The organism is Pseudomonas gingeri, assembly GCF_013386165.1.
GTDB classification, from domain to species: Bacteria; Pseudomonadota; Gammaproteobacteria; order Pseudomonadales; family Pseudomonadaceae; genus Aquipseudomonas; species Aquipseudomonas gingeri_C.
On record NZ_JACAOS010000021.1, the window covers coordinates 173,889 to 191,246 of the forward strand.

Below are 17,358 nucleotides of genomic sequence, written 5' to 3' on the forward strand. Positions count from 1 at the left end.
TGTGTATCCCTTAACCGCGTGGAGTCGCTACGGCCAGCTTGGTAGCCGGGGCCGGTGCGCTCTTGGCGGGCGTGACCTGGGGCAGGTTGCTGGCCTCCAGGGCTTGTTTTTGTAGGGCCAGGGCCGCGAGGGTTTCCTTGGAGGCCATCGGGATTACTTCCGGATCCACCGGCGAGCCAGGACGAACGCGTTGCAGGCCCTTGACGATGATCGTGTCATCCTTGTTCAGGCCGGTGCGCACGATACGCAGCCCTTCGATTTTCGGACCCAGCTCGACCGAGCGGTAGACGGTCTTCTTGTCGGCATCCATCACCAGTACGAACTTCTTGCCCAGGTCGGTGCCGACGGCTTCGTCGTTGATCAGTACGGCGGCGTAGGTGCCGCTGCCGACCAGCTTCAGACGGGCATAGAGACCGGGGGTGAACGTGCCGTCGCTGTTGTCGAACACCGCACGACCGCGGATGGTGCCGGTCTTGGGGTTGACCTGGTTGTCGACGAAGTTCATCTGGCCCAGGTGCGGGTTGCCGGTTTCGTTGGACAGACCGAGGTAGACCGGGGTGGTCTGGCCACGTTTGCCCTGGCGCGCGAGTTGGGTGTACTTGAGGTAGACCCGCTCGTCGGCGTCGAAGTAGGCGTAGACCTTGTCGGTGGAAACCACGCTGGTCAGCGCGGTGACATCGGCGGTGACGATGTTGCCGGCGGTGATTTCGGCACGGCTGACCCGGCCGCTGATCGGCGAGGTGACGCGGGTGAAGCTCAGGTTCAGCTTGGCCAGGTCAAGTTGTGCCTGGGTGGCGTCGACTGCGGCCTTGGATTCCTGGGCGGAGCTGCTGCGGGTATCGGCCAGTTCGGCGGAAATCGCGTTGCTGCTCAACAGGCGTTTGCCGCGCTCGGCTTCATTGGCACTGCGGCTGGCGCTGGCGCGGGCTTGTTGCAGTTGGGCTTCGAGGCGATGGACTTCAGCCTGGTAAGGACGTGGGTCGATCTGGAATAGCAGGTCGCCTTTCTTCACCAGGGCACCTTCGGTGAAGGCGACCGAGTCGATCTGACCAGAGACGCGTGGACGAATCTCGACGGTTTCCGGGGCTTCGAGGCGACCGGTGAACTCGTCCCATTCATTGACGGGCTGTTCGATGACCTTGGCCACGCTGACCTTGGCCACGGGCATCGGACCACCTGCCGCCACGGGCGCTTTACCGCAGGCGCTCATCACCACGACCGCGAGGGCAGCCAGAGGAAAGCGCAAAAGTTTAAGTGACTGTTCCATGGGGGGAGTCCGCCAATCTATTGAGATGGGCGGATCATGCTGTGGCGGGGTGGTTTCGCACGAATCGAATGAGCCGAAGGTAACTATCATTCAGAATGATATCAAATCGACCCTAGCCCTCTAGCATGCGCCTTTAGTTAGGGGGCTATCCATTCTTGAAATGACAAATCACTGTTGCATGGAATGCAAGAAGCGCTGCGGTGTGTCAGCGTCGTGTCAGGCAATCTTTACGTAAGATTACAGGGCCTTGACGGCCGTGGATCCGACACCCGGGTAAGCTTGGCTCGACAGCGCTGAGTGCGCATCGAGGTGATTGATGAACAGCATGATACGAGCAGCGGATTCGCTATTTCCCTTTTATACCGCCGAGCGTTGGGTCGAAGAAACCCCCATCGGCATTCAAGATGCCTTGCAGGACCAGTTACGCGCCTATTTGGGGCGCGGGTTTACCTGCGTATTGCTGGGCAGCGGCGGGCAGTCGGGTTCGTGCCACTACTCGTTGCAGATCTACCACGATAAAAGCGGCCAGCACCTTGAACTGCACGGTGCTTTCGATCGGCACTGCGTGCAGGACATCTTCAAGGTCGCGCAGCAGATGAAGATGCGCTTTCAGTCTGCCCAGGGTGTTAGCGACAAGGTGCGTCTGCTTGACGTGCCCAGGTTTGTCGCGAAAACAGAGGGCACGAGCATCACGGCGCCGACAGCGTTGAAAGGTTTTTCGACAGCGAGTCCTACTACCATCCCGACAAGAACGCCCTGCGCCAGCAGGTGAACGATTGGATTCGCCATAGTGGCGTATTCGATGCAGTGATCGACTTCGATGTGGCTCTACAGGATCCCGCCCATCCATCCCGGATCGCTGCGCGCTATGACTCCGGAGATCATCTACACCCGGGCGATGAAGGCAACCGCGCGATGGCCGAAGCTGTCGATCTTGAAGCTTTGTTGCCGGGATTCGACGCTTCGCACGGCGATGTTTCGTCCAAGGCCTCAGGGGAACGTTGAGCCATGCTCAGTCGGAATTCTGTAGAACTCCATCAAAGGCTGTCCGGATCCCCACAGAACATCTGGATCCGCGAGCGCAACCAGCGCTCGCCCGGGTCGTTGTCCTGAGAGCCGCGCCAGGCCATATGCAGTTCGAAGGTCTGGGTTTCCAGGGGCGGGTTCTCGGCCCGTACGCCGCCGGCGGCTGTCAGCGCATCGGCGGTGTAGTCGGGCACGGTGGCAATGATGTCGGTGCCGGAGATCAGGGTGCTCAGGCCGTTGAACTGCGGTACCGCGAGCACCACATGGCGCTTGCGGCCGAGTTTTTCCAATTCGGTATCGATAAAACCACTCAGGTCGCCGGCAAACGACACCAGCGCATGGGGCCGTGCGCAGAAGTCATCCAGCGACATCGGGCCGGGCATGGTGTCGGCCCGCAGCAACTTCGGCGAACTGCGGCGCAGGACCTTGCGCTTGGCGTTGGCCGGCAGGTCGGTGGTGTAGCAGACGCCGATGGAAATCTCGCCCGAGCCGAGCTTGGCCGGAATCAGTAGATAATTGACACGGCGAATCACCAGCACAATGCCGGGCGCTTCGGCGCGCAGGCGCTTGAGCAACTGCGGCAGCAAGGCGAACTCGACGTCATCGGACAGGCCGATGCGAAACACCGAGGTACTGGTCGCCGGGTCGAATTCCGAAGCACGGCTGACCGCAGTGGAGATCGAGTCCAGGGCCGGGGAGAGCAGGGCGAAGATTTCCACGGCACGGGCCGAAGGCTCCATGCTGCGGCCGGTGCGCACGAACAACGGGTCATCGAACAGGCTGCGCAGGCGCGACAGCGCCGCGCTGATGGCCGGCTGGCCGAGGAAGAGCTTTTCCGCGGCCCGGGTCACGCTCCGTTCGTGCATCAGGGTTTCGAATACGATCAGCAGGTTCAGATCGACGCGACGCAAGTCGTTACGGTTCATCGGGCTCGCTTCACAAGACGGTCACTGGCGGGAAGGTCAATCTTAAAGGCAAAAGTGGTTGATTCGCACGGAAATTTGAACTGTGTACAATGGTCGCCAATCAATGACAGGCATGTCGACTATTAATAGCCACTGATGGTCTTGCACGAAAAGCCCGGATAGAGTTCGTGGCATTAGAGGTTCATTTGACGAGGTTTGCGATGTCCCGCACGATCCGTTTTCACAAGTTTGGTCCAGCCGAGGTGCTCAAATGCGAAGAGCATACGGCTACTCTGCCTGCACCGGGCGAAGTGCAGGTGCGTGTCGAGGCCATTGGCATCAGTTGGTATGACGTTCTCTGGCGCCAGAACCTGGCGTCGTCCCAGGCCCGCCTGCCGGCCGGTATCGGTCATGAGATGGCCGGTGTGGTCACCGCCATCGGCGATGGTATCGATGACCTCGCGGTCGGCGACAAGGTCGCCAGCTTCCCGGCCCAGAGCCCCAATGATTACCCGGTTTATGGCGAGCAGATCATCCTGCCGCGTTCGGCCCTGACCCGTTATCCGGATGTGTTGACGCCGGTCGAGGCCAGCGTGCACTACACGCCGCTGTTGATTGCCTATTTCGCTTATGTGGACCTGGCGCGGGTCAAGCCGGGGCAGTTTGCCCTGGTCACCGATGCCAGCCACTGTGCCGGGCCCTCTTTCGTGCAACTGGGCAAGGCCCTGGGCGCCAAGGTGATTGCCGCGACCAAGATCCCGGAAGAACGCGAATACCTGTTGTCCCTGGGGGCTGACAAAGTCATTGTCACCGAGGAGCAGGACCTGCTGATGCAGATCAACAAGTACACCGACGGACGTGGTGTCGACATGGTCTTCGACGGCCTCGGCGGCCCGCAGATGTCGATGCTCGGCGATGTCCTGGCGCCCCGTGGCAGCCTGGTGCTCTATGGCCTGCAAGGCGGCAACCAGACCCCGTTTCCTGCATGTGCGGCGTTCCAGAAGAACATCCAGTTCTTTGTTCACTGCATCGGTAACTTCACCGGCAAGCCGGAGCTGGGTATCGTCCAGGACCAGGCGGCGCTGCAAAGGGCCTTGCGTGATATCAACCAGTTGACGGCCGATCGTGTGTTGCCGCCGCTGGAAGTCCGCACTTTTCCTTTCGACGAGTTTGTCGAAGCGCACCGTTTCATGGACGGCTGTCCGTGTCGTGGCCGGGTCGCGCTGCAAGTTGAGCCCAGTTGAACTGACTGAGGCGGCTTGAACCCAAATAACCCCGTATCATTTTGTGATACGGGGTTTTTTATGGTCGCGATGAAACATGATTTAACAACTTTTCCAGAGTTTTACTCGCACCGGAAAAACTCATTAACTGAACCGGTTTTTCGCCGGATTCTGTATCTGTTAATCGCCGGTTAAGTGCTGATAATTGAAGCGTCACTTACAGCTCAAGGAATGAGTTATGGTTTACTATCAGCCGCTGTATCGGAGTCTCATTGTTTTTCAAAGTGTCAGGTCGAAGCCGCCTGGACATGACGCCTGGTATATCTTGTCTTCAGGGTCTAGGGCGAAGGCAGCGCCCTTATGTCGTTAATTTATTGCGGGTAGTTAATAGTTGTAGGTCGCCGTAAGAATATTCCTAAGATGTTTTTATTGGCACGCAGACTCCCAACGCTAACTGGCAATCAGTGACGTCGGTCATGCTCGAAAGCTCTTGCTGTGGGTGTTTCAGGCCTGTGCAATACTTCGGGTGTTGTCTGTCCGCAATCCAGAGTTATAGGGGGCAGGCAATCTTCCGTCTGATCCGGCCACTGCCGGTAATGCGAGCGCTGTTTGCCCGACACTGAACTCAAACCAGGTGTATAAAGGCTATGAGCTCCATTCATGAGCAGGCAATGAATTATGTTTATCAGCAGGTGTTGCAGCGTCTGATGAGTTACTTCACGCGCGCTGAACGTATTGCACTGCAGTTGTTGATTCAACGTCTGATCGTAGCGGCGGGCGGTATCGAGCGTATTGGTGAATTCAAGGTCATGGTGGCCCACGGCGGTGGCAAGGACAGTAGTTATACATTGGCGTTCTTGCGGGCGGCGCAACTGAGTATTGCCGGGCGTTCGCCGGCCACCTTCAACCTGCGTGTCGCCACATTGCGCCATTCCGGTGTAACCGCCACGGTCATGCACAATGTCCATCGTAGCTACAGTGCTCTGTTTGTCTATGATGATCCCCGGGTCGAGTTGTTGATGGTGGATAACAAACATGTCCGGCCCTTCAATCATCGCCTGCCGATGTCGAAGCTCAATCGCGATATCAATCGCCGCAATCTGCTGATGAGCGGCCATCTGACAGCGGGTGATGGGCGCGCGACTTTCTGCAACGGCTGCTACCTGTCCATGGCCGATTTCTACGAGCGCGCCAGCGCCTGGGACAAAGGCGTCGATGCGCTGGTCAGCGGCGAATCGCCCCGCGAGCAGAAGCAGTACATGACCTGGCTGTTGCGGGCGACCGAGAAACCGGAGCGGGTCTGGGCCGGAGGGCGGGCGCTGGAGTTCGACGAGGCGGTGAGAACCTGCCACGAACTGGGTCTGGATTACTATCGCGAGCTGTATGGCGAAGCCCTGGTGGAGCCCGAAGGCCCAGCCATCAGTCGCTCCAGCCGGGCCACGGCGCCGATGCTGGTCAGCGTCTATGACCTGGTCGGCCGCGACCTCGAGGAACGCTGGCCGCTGCTGACGGAGTTTCTCGGCTTCCAGTTCGATGACCTGGCCTTTCACTTCAGCGAGTCCGATTGTGCCAATCCCTTGTTGATGGCGCATATGCGGGGTCTGCAGGCGCAGTACGTCAGGGGCCTGAGCTACGAGGGCGGTATCGGTGAATACCTGCAACTGGCCGCTGCCATGATGCGCCGCAAGCACATGCCGGCGCGGTTGGTGGAGCATGCCATGGGCTCCTATGACAGCAGCGAGAAAGTCCTCGATCGACGGGCATTGGCCAGTGCCTACGCGCAAGAGGCCTTTGGCCTGAGCGAAGTGCAACTGACGTGCTTGTTGTTCGCCCCCTTTGTCAACCGCGGCCATGGGCTTGAGGCGTTCCTGCGCAGCTGCCACCCCGGCATGCTGGTGGCCCTGCCGGACTTGCACAAGGCGCTGTCGGGTCAGGGGGTGTCCGAGCAGATCTGGCAATGGCTGAGCGAAGTCAGCGGCTTGACCCCCACGTTGCTCGGTGACCTCTACACCAGGGCCCAGGTGGATTTTTCCGGCGTCAGTTCGCTGATTGCCCGGGTCCGCGCCAGTGACCCGGACAAGCGCCGCATCGACATCGTCAATCCCGACAACGGTGAAGTTTTCAAAGAAGTCTTGTCGGGACGTTAAAAAGGATTGGTATTGATAGTTTCAGACACTCCCAAGCCGGGTGCGGATTCGTCCGCACCCCAGGACACGACTCAACCGTTACCCGACAAGGGGCGCAAACACTCGGACTTTGCCTACCAGGCGGTCTACCGTTATCTGGTCAGCCTGATCAGCGAAGTCGAGACCGATGCCCGGGTCAAGCTGCCGTCCCTGCGTCAGTTGGCCGAGCGCCTGAATGTTTCGATCTCGACCATCCAGTACGCCTATTCCCTCCTGGAAAAGGAGGGCCGGGTGTACTCGCTCGCCAAATCAGGGTACTACGCGCTACCGGTCTCGGGCGCGTCGTTCGTCAGTGGCAGCGCCGATGTGCTGGAGCGTTTGTATGTGCATTCGCGACGTCCCGGCACCTTGGTGCTGAGCAGTGATGAACCGGCGCTGCTGTTGTCGCTGGACAACCCGCTGCTGTTGCTCGAGCGTGAGCTGGTGCGCCAGTACCCGCGCCAGCAGGCGCCACAGTTCCAGCCATTTGGCGAGTTGGAGCTGCGCACTGCCCTGGCCGTGCGCTACACCACCTCGGCCCAGCGTTATTGGCATGCCGACGATGTCTATATCGGTGCGGACCTGCGCAGCGTTCTGGAAACCCTGATGGCCGCGCTGAGCCTGAAGCAGGCCACGGTGCTGGTGGAGTCGCCTTGCGATTGGGTGATTTTGCGGCTGTTGCAGGCGGGCGGCGTCAATATCGTTGAATTGCCGCTGCTGGACGACGGTGGTTTTGACCTGATGGCCCTGGAGCACCTGCTGCAGAATCAGCCGGTCAAGCTGTTGTTGATGTCTTCCGGGCTCAGCGTACCCCGGGGCAGCCAGATGCCCCTGGCACAGCGCGAGCATCTGGCGCGGTTGCTCGAGCGTTTCGGCATCTGGTTGCTGGAAAACGACAGCCATGGTGAGTTCTCCTTCGAGCCGGGCGGCCCGCGGATGCGCGACCTGGTTGACCCTGATCGCCTGTTGGTGTTTGCCAGCTTCGAGCGGATCATGGGGGCCGAGGCGCCGTTCGGTTATCTGCTGTCGCGGCACCTGGGGGCGGAGTTGCAGCGGCATTTCCTGTTGCGTTCGTTCCGCATGTCGCCGACCCGGCAGAAAGCCATTGCGCGACTTTACAGCAGCGGACGGATCGACCAGCACCTGGCGACCTTGCGCCGTTTGCTGCAAGAACGCATGGCGCATATGAATGGCCTGTTGCGCGAACGTCTGTCCGAGAGCCTGGTCTTCGTGCCGCCGCAGGGCGGGGCAACGGTGTGGGCGCAGGCGACCCGGCCGGTGGACATGCGCAAGGTGTTCGAGCGACTGCTGGAGCAGAAGATCGTCATCGCTCCCGGTGAGTTGTTCAGCCTGTATGGCCTGCATCAGCAGCATCTGCGCCTGTGCAGCACCGCCAATGGCCACCGTCATCTGGACCAGGCCCTGGGCGTACTGGCCGATGCCCTGCGCCTGGAACAGCTCGACTGAGACGCCCTTTGTCCGTTTGTATTTGCCAGGGGCGGGATGGCCTGTTATCTGTATGCATAACCAGCATTCGATAACCGTGGTCCTTCCTGCCTGTGACAACCCAGCCTCTCGACGATCCGTTCTACTACCTGAACAACTTCCAGCAAGTGCTCGACTGGCTGGCGGTGCGTTATGCCGACCTGCTGGACCCGCAGGAACAGGCGTTCATCAACGATTTCTCCGGTTTGCCCAAGGCCTCCCGGGCCTTGCTGGTCAGGATGGTGATGCGCAAGGGCGAGCATTTTCGCGCCGGTAAGCTGAACTACGCCGAAATCGGCGACCCCCGGCAAGCGGCGCTGCCGGGGGTCGCCCTGGGCTGGATACGTGAGGACGCGCCGCTGAGCCTGGCGCAAGTGTTCGCCGTTTTGCAAAAGGCCGAGGTGCTGAGCAGTTTCAAGGCGGACCTGACTCAGCCCCGGGCCAACAAGCCCGAGCTGTACGCGGAACTGGCCCTGCGCTTCGACGAGAACCGCTCGTTTGGGCAATGGTGCCCAACTGTTGCCGAGCCGCTCTACAGCCTGCAGGTGATGCCCCTGTGCGACCGCCTGCGGCTGATGTTTTTCGGCAACCTGTACCAGGACTGGTCCGAATTCGTCTTGGCGGACCTGGGTATTTTTACCTACGAGAAAGTCGAGATCAGTGGCTCTTCCAGGGGCCTGCGCAGCCGCGCCGACCTCGATGGCTACCTGCATCTGCACGCCGCCCGCGAAGCCCTCGATGCCGGTGAGGAACCCGGTCTGATACAGCAGCAGGTCAATCGGCTGGACACCGACAACCCCTGGTTGGAGCGACGTCGGGACAAACTGCTGTTCCAGCTCGGACAACAGAGCGAACGCTTGCAGGACTGGCCCGGCGCACTGGCGATCTACAGTGGCTGCGGCCACCCGCCAGCGCGCCTGCGGCGCATCCGCGTGCTCGAACGCCTGGGTGAGTTCCAGGCGGCCATGGACCTGGCGTCCCAGGCACAGGCCGCGCCCCACGGCGGCGAAGAACAACAGCAACTGTTGCGCATCTTGCCGCGTCTGCGGCGCAAGCTCGGGCTGGCGGCGATTCCCGCGACAGCGGCGGTGGAGGTGACCCGGCTCGATCTGGTGCTGGTCAATGATCCGGCCCTGTCCGTCGAAGAAGGCGTCGTCCGGCACCTGCACGAACCGCAGGCCCCGGTGCACTATGTGGAAAACACCCTGATCAACTCGCTGTTCGGCCTGCTGTGCTGGCCGGCGATCTTCGCGCCGCTGCCGGGGGCGTTTTTCCATCCGTTCCAGAGCGGTCCTGCGGACCTGCATGACGAAGACTTCCATGCCCGCCGCGCCGAGCTGTTCGCCGAGTGCCTGGCGCAGCTGGAAGACGGTCGCTACCAGGACAGCATCCGCAGCACCTTCAGCGCCAAATGGGGCCTGCAATCGCCCTTTGTGTTCTGGAGTATCCTGACCCCGACGCTATTGGAGCAGGCCCTCGACTGCCTGCCCGCCGAACATCTGAAACACTGGTTCGAACGCCTGCTGCTGGATATCCGCGCCAACCGCGCCGGCATGCCCGACCTGATCCAGTTCTGGCCAGCGCAAAAAAGCTACCGGATGATCGAAGTCAAAGGCCCCGGTGACCGCTTGCAGGACAACCAACTGCGCTGGCTGGAGTTCTGCCGCCAGCACCAGATGCCGATTGCCGTCTGCTATGTGCAATGGGCAGTGCAGGCGTCTTGACCTACCGCGTTGCCGTGCGCGCCTTGTGCGAGTTCACCGCCAAGGTCGGCGACCTGGACCTGCGCTTCACGCCGTCGCCGACGGCGCAGGAGGGCATGCTCGGACATCGTACCGTGGCGTCGCGGCGTGCCGAGGGTTACCAGGCGGAACTGGCGGTGGAAGGCCATTACCGCCAGCTCAAGGTCCAGGGCCGGGCGGATGGCTATGATCCCGGGCAAAACCTGCTGGAGGAAATCAAGACCTATCGTGGCGACCTGGCCACACAGCCGGCCAATCACCGGCAACTGCACTGGGCCCAGGCGCGGATCTACGCCTGGCTGGTCTGCCAGCAGTTGCAACTGTCGGCAATGAACCTGGCGCTGGTCTACTTCGATATCGTCAGCGAAAAGGAAACCGTGCTGCGGGAAACCTGGAGCGCCGCGGATCTTGAAGCGTTCTTCGGGCAACAGTGCGAACGTTTCCTGCACTGGGCCGAACAGGAGGCCGGTCATCGCCAGGCCCGTGACCAGGCGGCCCGGGACCTGGCCTTTCCCCACGGCGATTTTCGTCCCGGTCAACGGACCCTGGCCGAAACGGTGTACAAGGCCGTCAGTACCGGGCGTTGCCTGATGGCCCAGGCGCCGACCGGCATCGGCAAGACCCTCGGCACACTGTTCCCGATGCTCAAGGCCCTGGCCCCGCAGCAACTGGACAAGGTGTTCTTCCTCACCGCCAAGACCCCGGGCCGTCAGTTGGCCCTGGATGCGGCGCAGGTCCTCTACGAACACTCACCCGAGTTGCCGCTGCGGGTGTTGGAGTTGGTCGCCCGGGATAAGGCCTGTGAACACCCGGACAAGGCCTGTCACGGTGAGTCCTGCCCCCTGGCTCGAGGTTTTTATGATCGTTTGCCCGCCGCGCGGCAGGCGGCGGTGGCTGTGCCGTTGCTCAACCAGCAGGCGCTGCGCACGATTGCCCTGGCCCACGGGATCTGCCCCTATTACCTGAGCCAGGAAATGGCCCGCTGGAGCGATTGGGTGGTGGCCGACTACAACTACTACTTCGATTTCAGCGCGTTGTTGTTCGGGCTGGCCCAGGCCAACCAGTGGCGGGTGGCGACGCTGGTGGACGAAGCCCACAATCTGGTGGAGCGCGGGCGCCAGATGTACAGCGCGAGCCTCGACCAGCAGGTGCTGAACAGCGTCCGGCACAACCTGCCCGAGGCCCTGAAAAAGTCGTTCCAGCGCTTGAGCCGTGAATGGAATGCCTTGCACAAGGAACAGCTCAGCCCTTATCAGGCTTACGCGCAGGCGCCGGCCAAGCTGCTGAATGCCATTGGCCTGTGCGTGTCGGCCATCGGCGACTACCTCAATGAGCATCCGCAAGGCGTCGATGGCGAACTTCAGGGTTTCTACTTCGAGCTTTTGCAGTTTTCCCGGGTGGGTGAACTGTTCGACGAGCATTACCTGTTCGACATCAGCCTACGGGAAAGCGGCCAGCGCCGTAGCTCGCAGCTGTGCCTACGGAATGTGGTGCCGGCCGGTTTCCTCCGTCCCCGACTGACGGCGTCCCGCAGCAGCGTGTTGTTTTCCGCGACCTTGAGTCCCCGGCACTACTACAGCGACCTCCTGGGCCTGCCGCCGGACACCGCGTGGATCGATGTCGAGTCGCCGTTCAAGCGCGAGCAACTGGACCTGCGGATCATCAGCCAGATTTCCACCCGCTACGTCCATCGGCAGGCCTCGTTGGCGCCCATTGTCGAGCTGATGGCCGAACAGTTCGCCGAGCGCCCCGGCAACTACCTGGCCTTCTTCAGCAGCTTCGACTATCTGCAGCAAGTGGTGCAGTTGCTGGCCGAGACCCATCCGTACATCCCGCTCTGGCAGCAATCGCGACGCATGGAGGAAAGCCAGCGCCAGGCTTTTCTCGAGCAGTTCACCGAGCACAGCCAGGGCATCGGTTTTGCCGTCCTCGGCGGGGCTTTTGGCGAGGGCATCGACTTGCCCGGCCAGCGCTTGATCGGTGCGTTTATCGCGACCCTGGGGTTGCCGCAACTGAACCCGGTCAACGAACAGATCAAGCAACGCATGGCCGCGCTGTTCGGCGCAGGGTACGACTACACCTACCTGTTTCCGGGCGTGCAGAAAGTCGTGCAGGCGGCGGGCCGGGTGATTCGCAGCGAGCAGGATCGCGGTGTGGTGATGTTGATCGATGATCGTTTTGCCGAAGCCGGGGTTCGGCAGTTATTGCCGCGTTGGTGGCAGGCCTGATAACTGTATGGCCCTTTGGGCGTGTCGCTGGAGAGCCCATTCCAGTTGCTCGCCATGCAACCTTCATTTAGTCCCGCCGCGGTGGGGCACCGGTAACCTTTTTTTCAAGGATGCGCCCACTCGTGTATAGGTCGTATTCAGAATTTCAAAGCGCCGGTGCGTAAAAGTATCTCCTGGCCGCGGAAAACTCACCCATAGGCCCAGCATGCCGGCACTCAGAAACGGCCCTTCATATTTTTTAGTCGCATGCGCAAAATTACCTCTTCCGGTCACCCACAAATCGATGACAGCCTCTTCAGAGCCGGCGTCGACCTGCTCGTAGCCTTGTGCCTCACACCATGCAACGGCGTCTTCGATTCTGTGTCTCCATTCATGCGCGTCCCAGGCTTCATTCAGCTTGCCGACTGAATAATGGATGCAATCCTCATTGTCCCTTCCGCCTTCACGTATGAACCAGCAGTTCTCGCGACGCAGATTCGGAAAACCATCGACACCCGTTACCAACTCATCAAACTCCGCTTCCGTGTACCGCCGTGGAGGAACAGTCGGTATACGATTCACTTCAAAGAAAGGCATGCTGATCTCGGTTAGTTAAATTCTATGGGCCGACACGTTGTATACGGAAAAGAACCTTTATAAACCAGGCGCTCTGCTACGTTAGCTTCACGCTCACTGCTGGCGAGCTTAACTGGCCGGCAATTCCGGTTCTGGATCATGGGGCATACAGATACGATACTTGTTGAACGCGTCGATTATTTTGATGGCAGCGTCTACGGGGCTCTCGGTGCTGGAGAACGCCAGCGTCTTGTTCAATAAATCGGCCCCTGCCGGAGTGGAGCTGGCCGGGTAGATGTATTTTATTGCATCGGCGGTTTTGAACGAGTTGTCTTTTATTGAAGACCTAACCGTTTCTTGCAATAGCTCGGCATCGGCCTTGGTTGTGGTCGCTAGTTTTTCCAGAATTTGCTGGGCACTGGCAGCGTCTTTTTCATAATTTTTTTTAGCGGCATCCTGAATCAGATAGTTGGACAATCCCTGGGTTTTGATACTTTCTATTTCTGCCGTTTCATTTGCAAAGTTGCGTGCGGCTCTTATACTTTTAAGTTTGTTATCAAACGCAGTTACTTTTTCACGAAATAAATGGGCCCCCTCTGCAGGCGTTTTTCCGTTTTCCATGATGTGTATTTGTGTAATGGCGCAGCGTAGCTTTTTTCTCGCGTCCGTCGATACCTTTACCTGTTCGTCATAGTTTCCCCAAGCCTTGAGTCCGACTGACGAAGCAATGATCGCACCCGCAGACTTGTAGAGATCCGAATGCGCGCCGATAGCGAGGCCGACGGCGCCTGTCGCCGCGCCACCCAGGGCAACGATGTCCAAGGTGGAGGTATTCAGTTCGGCGCCGTTGATGTAGGTGCGCAAACTTTTGTCCAGTTTGATGAGTGGACATGCCGCCGATGATTTGCTTGGGTCACATTCCAGTGAGGCTGCCTCTGGAGGACGGAAGTTTTGAGTCGAGCATCCGATCAGCATCGCGATGGAGAAGCTGAGCAACGCAACCGGTAACACGTCCATAGGAAATCCCTGTCTGAGGATGAAGGCGCTTTGATATTAGCCGGCTTTTTGGGTTTCGTGTGTTCGTGTCGCGCGGGGACACGTGGCTGGTCGCGGGGCAGGCGAGTGGAGCCGCCGTCGCCTTTAAGCCCCCACTCAACCTTTCATCAAACCTTCATCAAACGGTTATTCCCACGTTTTGTTCAGGTCATCTACCTGACACTCCACCTGCCTAGAGTCGGTTGAACTCAAACGTGGCCAGGGACGGCTGCTCAACCTGATAGAGCAGCCCATGCATCCAGCGATCCGTGTCGAACACCTGAACAAGACCTTTGCGCGAAAGACCGCCCTGGTCGACCTCGACCTCACCATCGCGGTGGGTGAGATGGTTGCCTTGATCGGCGCTTCCGGCTCCGGCAAGTCCACTTTGTTGCGTCATCTCACGGGCCTCGCCTGTTGCGATAAAAGCAATGGCGGCAGCGTTCAGGTACTCGGTCGCGATGTGCAGGTCTCCGGACGTTTGAACGGCAAGGTGCGGCGTTTGCGCGCCGATATCGGCTACATCTTCCAGCAGTTCAACCTGGTCAACCGTATCAGCGTGCTCGACAACGTGCTGCTCGGTTGCCTGGGCCGCATGCCGCGCTGGCGTGGCAGCCTCGGCCTGTTCAATGCCGAGGAAAAACACTTCGCCATGGAGTCCCTGGCCCGTGTCGGTCTCGCCGATCTCGCCGGGCAGCGCGCCTCTACCTTGTCCGGCGGCCAGCAGCAGCGGGTGGCGATTGCCCGGGCATTGACCCAGCGCGCCGAGGTGATCCTGGCCGACGAGCCCATCGCCTCCCTTGACCCGGAGTCGGCGCGCAAGGTCATGGAGATCCTCGCCGATATCAACCGCCGCGATGGCAAGACCGTGGTCGTCACCCTGCATCAGGTCGATTACGCCATGCGTTATTGCCCCCGAGCCGTGGCGCTGAAAGGTGGGCGGATTCATTACGACGGTCAGGCCTGCGACCTCAGCAGCCAGTTCCTCAATGATTTGTACGGTGCCGACCTCGACACCAGTCTGATGTTTTCCGACCAGAGCCGCCGCACCGAAGCCACGCCTCGGCTGGCACTGGCGAGCTTCTGACGAGCCCCATTCCCCCGGCAGTATTCCACCCACAGGAATCCTTCAATGTTCAACCGTATCCATCATGTGTGTCTGTCCGCCGTCTTGTTGGCCGGCGGTGTCCTGGGCAACGCCCAGGCCGCCGACAAGGTCATCAACTTCGGGATCATGTCCACCGAGTCGTCGCAGAACCTCAAGAGTATCTGGCAGCCGTTCCTCGATGACATGCACAAGAAAACCGGCCTGACCATCAACGCCACCTTCGCCTCCGACTACGCCGGCCTGATCCAGGGCATGCGCTTCAACAAGGTCGACGTGGCCTGGCTGGGCAACAAGGCGGCCATGGAAGCGGTGGACCGTTCCAACGGTGAGATCTTCGCCCAGACCGCTGCCGCCAACGGCGCCGCCGGTTACTGGAGCGTGCTGATCGTGAACAAGAACAGCCCGATCAACTCCGTCGACGACATGCTCAAGAATGCCAAGAACCTGACCTTCGGCAACGGTGACCCGAACTCCACCTCGGGCTACCTGGTCCCGGGCTACTACGTGTTCGCCAAGAACCACGTCGACGCCGCCACCGCCTTCAAACGCACGCTCAACTCCAGCCATGAGGTCAACGCCTTGAGCGTGGCCAAGGGGCAGTTGGACGTCGCCACGTTCAATACCGAAAGCTGGGAACGCCTGGAGGTCACCCAGCCGGACAAGGCCGCCATGCTCAAGGTGATCTGGAAGTCGCCGCTGATCCCGGCCGACCCGATGGTCTGGAGCAAGGCCCTGGGTGAGAGCGAGAAAGCCAAGATTCGCGACTTCTTCTTCAGCTATGGCAACACCGATGAGGAGAAGGCCGTACTCAAAGGCATGCAACTGGGCAAGTTCCTCGTCTCCAGCGATGACCAATTGCTGCCGATCCGCCAGCTCGAACTGTTCAAGCAGCGCACCAATATCAGCGCCGACGACCAGCTGGAGGCCACCGACAAGGCCAAGAAGCTGGCGGATATCGACGCTGCTCTGGCGAAGTTGCAACAGCGCATCACCGAGCTGGACAAGAAGACCGCGGCCAACGCCGGTTGACCTTCGGCGCGGTGCGACCACGCCGCGCCTTTCTCCGAGCTGCTTTTATGAGAGTCGATCATGACCACGCTGCACGCTGAAGCTGTCGGCAAGCACACCTGGCCGCAATACGTCGGTTGGGGCCTGTTCCTGGTCCTGCTGGCCTGGGCCTGGCACGGCGCCGAAATGAACCCGCTGGCGCTGTACCGCGATTCGGGAAATATGGCGACCTTCGCCGCCGACTTCTTCCCGCCGGATTTCCATGAATGGCGCTCCTACCTCAAGGAGATGATCGTCACCGTGCAAATCGCCCTCTGGGGCACGGTGCTGGCGATTGTCTGCTCGGTGCCGCTGGGGATTCTCTGCGCCGACAACATCACACCGTGGTGGGTCCACCAGCCCCTGCGCCGGGTGATGGATGCCTTCCGTTCAATCAATGAAATGGTCTTCGCCATGTTGTTCGTGGTGGCGGTCGGCCTGGGTCCGTTTGCCGGGGTCCTGGCCCTGTGGATCAGCACCACCGGCGTGCTCGCCAAGCTGTTCGCCGAAGCCGTCGAAGCCATCGATCCGGGCCCGGTGGAAGGCGTGCGGGCCACCGGAGCCAGTGCCCTGCAGGAAGTGATCTACGGCGTGATCCCGCAAGTGCTGCCGCTGTGGGTCTCCTACGCGCTGTATCGCTTCGAAGCCAACGTGCGTTCGGCGACGGTGGTGGGGATGGTCGGGGCAGGCGGGATCGGGGTGATCCTCTGGGAAAACATCCGCGCCTTCATGTTCGTCCAGACCTGTGCGGTGCTGCTGGTGATCATCCTCGTCGTGAGCCTGATCGACGTCTTTTCCCAACGCCTGCGCAAGCAGTTCATCTGATTTCGGAGGGGTGCCCCTGGGCGCTTTTTTTTAACGATGCAGTTGTCTAGACAAGATGAGCCGGTGTACCGCGAACTGGCCGATATCCTCCGTCGCGAACTGAGCAGCTATCGGGCCGGTGACTTCCTGCCGGCCGAAGTCCAGTTGGCCGAACGCTTCGGCGTCAATCGCCATACGCTGCGCCGCGCCATCGATGAGCTGGTGTTCGAAGGCAGCCTGTTGCGCTTGCAGGGCAAGGGCACCCAGGTGCTGGAGCGGCCGCTGATCTACCCGATGGGCGCCGAGACCTCCTACAGCCAGTCCTTGTCCGCCCAGGGTGTCGGTGTGGAGGCGGTGCTGCTCAAGCGCCGTTACTGCTACGCCAGCCGCGACGAAGCCCAACAGCTGGGCATTGCCGAGATGGCGCCGATGATCGAACTGCAAACCCTGCGCAAGCTCGACCACCAGCCCGTCAGCCTGATCCGCCATCGCTACTGCGCCAGCCATGCGCCGCTGCTGGCGGACTACAGCGGCGGCTCCCTGCGCCAGTACCTGCGTGAGCGCGACCTGCCGTTGACCCGGACCCAGAGCTTGATCGGCGCCCGCTTGCCCAACCGCGACGAAGCCGCGCTGTTGATGATGCCCCGGCATTTGCCGGCCCTCACCGTATTTACCCTTTCCCGCGATCGCGACGGCCGCCCGGTGGAGCTGGCGCAGTCCACCAGCCGTTCGGATCGCTTTCAGTACCAGGTCGTTACTTGATGGAGA

At 60.6% G+C, this 17,358-nt stretch carries 14 protein-coding genes and 1 pseudogene; 11 read left to right on the plus strand and 4 right to left on the minus strand.

Annotated features, from left to right (window positions below; genetic code table 11):
* Positions 1-10 precede the first annotated feature (10 nt).
* A complete protein-coding gene (gene mexE, locus HX866_RS25900) occupies positions 11-1,267 on the minus strand; it encodes a multidrug efflux RND transporter periplasmic adaptor subunit MexE (protein ID WP_177097502.1) in 1,257 nt (418 codons plus the stop codon).
* 316 nt (positions 1,268-1,583) lie between these two features.
* Between mexE and HX866_RS25905 the strand changes: the two genes are divergently transcribed.
* Together HX866_RS25905 and HX866_RS25910 are read left to right on the plus strand one after the other, a co-directional pair.
* Positions 1,584-2,039, plus strand: coding sequence for a hypothetical protein (locus HX866_RS25905; protein WP_177140659.1), 456 nt, complete (start codon positions 1,584-1,586; stop codon positions 2,037-2,039).
* Positions 2,000-2,272: pseudogene (locus HX866_RS25910) on the plus strand (SGNH/GDSL hydrolase family protein); the annotation flags it as partial. The gene HX866_RS25905 and the pseudogene HX866_RS25910, both read left to right, overlap by 40 nt.
* A gap of 32 nt (positions 2,273-2,304) precedes the next feature.
* Here HX866_RS25910 and HX866_RS25915 read toward each other — a convergent pair.
* Positions 2,305-3,219: a LysR family transcriptional regulator gene (locus HX866_RS25915; RefSeq protein ID WP_256345005.1), complete on the minus strand. Its 915-nt coding sequence runs from the start codon at positions 3,217-3,219 to the stop codon at positions 2,305-2,307.
* A 200-nt stretch (positions 3,220-3,419) separates the two neighbouring features.
* Between HX866_RS25915 and HX866_RS25920 the strand changes: the two genes are divergently transcribed.
* From HX866_RS25920 to HX866_RS25940, 5 genes are all read left to right on the plus strand, one after another.
* Positions 3,420-4,442 carry a zinc-dependent alcohol dehydrogenase family protein gene (locus tag HX866_RS25920; RefSeq protein WP_177097498.1) on the plus strand — a complete coding sequence of 341 codons (1,023 nt, stop codon included), beginning with the start codon at positions 3,420-3,422 and terminating at the stop codon, positions 4,440-4,442.
* A gap of 626 nt (positions 4,443-5,068) precedes the next feature.
* On the plus strand, positions 5,069-6,568 hold the full coding sequence (locus tag HX866_RS25925; protein WP_177140660.1) for a hypothetical protein: 1,500 nt from the start codon (positions 5,069-5,071) through the stop codon (positions 6,566-6,568).
* A gap of 12 nt (positions 6,569-6,580) precedes the next feature.
* Positions 6,581-8,053 (plus strand): aminotransferase-like domain-containing protein, encoded by a 1,473-nt coding sequence (locus HX866_RS25930; RefSeq protein WP_218179775.1) that lies wholly within the window; start codon positions 6,581-6,583, stop codon positions 8,051-8,053.
* Between the two features lie 92 nt (positions 8,054-8,145).
* The gene (locus HX866_RS25935; protein ID WP_177140661.1) at positions 8,146-9,795 is read left to right on the plus strand and encodes a VRR-NUC domain-containing protein; all 1,650 of its coding nucleotides are present in this window, start codon (positions 8,146-8,148) and stop codon (positions 9,793-9,795) included.
* Complete coding sequence (locus tag HX866_RS25940; RefSeq protein WP_177140662.1) at positions 9,792-12,041, plus strand: ATP-dependent DNA helicase; 2,250 nt, start codon at positions 9,792-9,794, stop codon at positions 12,039-12,041. Before HX866_RS25935 ends, HX866_RS25940 begins: the two co-directional genes overlap by 4 nt.
* 63 nt (positions 12,042-12,104) lie before the next feature.
* On the opposite strand, the gene HX866_RS25945 is transcribed toward HX866_RS25940, so the two are convergent.
* The gene (locus HX866_RS25945; protein ID WP_177140663.1) at positions 12,105-12,617 is read right to left on the minus strand and encodes a hypothetical protein; all 513 of its coding nucleotides are present in this window, start codon (positions 12,615-12,617) and stop codon (positions 12,105-12,107) included.
* Positions 12,618-12,725: 108 nt separating this feature from the next.
* Positions 12,726-13,613 carry a hypothetical protein gene (locus HX866_RS25950; RefSeq protein WP_177140664.1) on the minus strand — a complete coding sequence of 296 codons (888 nt, stop codon included), beginning with the start codon at positions 13,611-13,613 and terminating at the stop codon, positions 12,726-12,728.
* Positions 13,614-13,884: 271 nt separating this feature from the next.
* On the opposite strand from HX866_RS25950, the gene phnC reads away from it, so the two are divergent.
* The 4 genes from phnC to phnF are packed head-to-tail and all read left to right on the plus strand — an operon-like array spanning position 13,885 to position 17,352.
* Positions 13,885-14,718, plus strand: coding sequence for a phosphonate ABC transporter ATP-binding protein (gene phnC / locus HX866_RS25955; protein ID WP_177104323.1), 834 nt, complete (start codon positions 13,885-13,887; stop codon positions 14,716-14,718).
* Between the two features lie 45 nt (positions 14,719-14,763).
* Entirely contained in the window at positions 14,764-15,768 is a 1,005-nt protein-coding gene (gene phnD, locus HX866_RS25960; RefSeq protein ID WP_177140665.1) for a phosphonate ABC transporter substrate-binding protein, read from the plus strand.
* A gap of 60 nt (positions 15,769-15,828) precedes the next feature.
* A complete protein-coding gene (gene phnE / locus HX866_RS25965; RefSeq protein ID WP_177140666.1) occupies positions 15,829-16,611 on the plus strand; it encodes a phosphonate ABC transporter, permease protein PhnE in 783 nt (260 codons plus the stop codon).
* A 36-nt stretch (positions 16,612-16,647) separates the two neighbouring features.
* Positions 16,648-17,352, plus strand: coding sequence for a phosphonate metabolism transcriptional regulator PhnF (gene phnF / locus HX866_RS25970; protein WP_177097491.1), 705 nt, complete (start codon positions 16,648-16,650; stop codon positions 17,350-17,352).
* Positions 17,353-17,358: the final 6 nt, after the last annotated feature.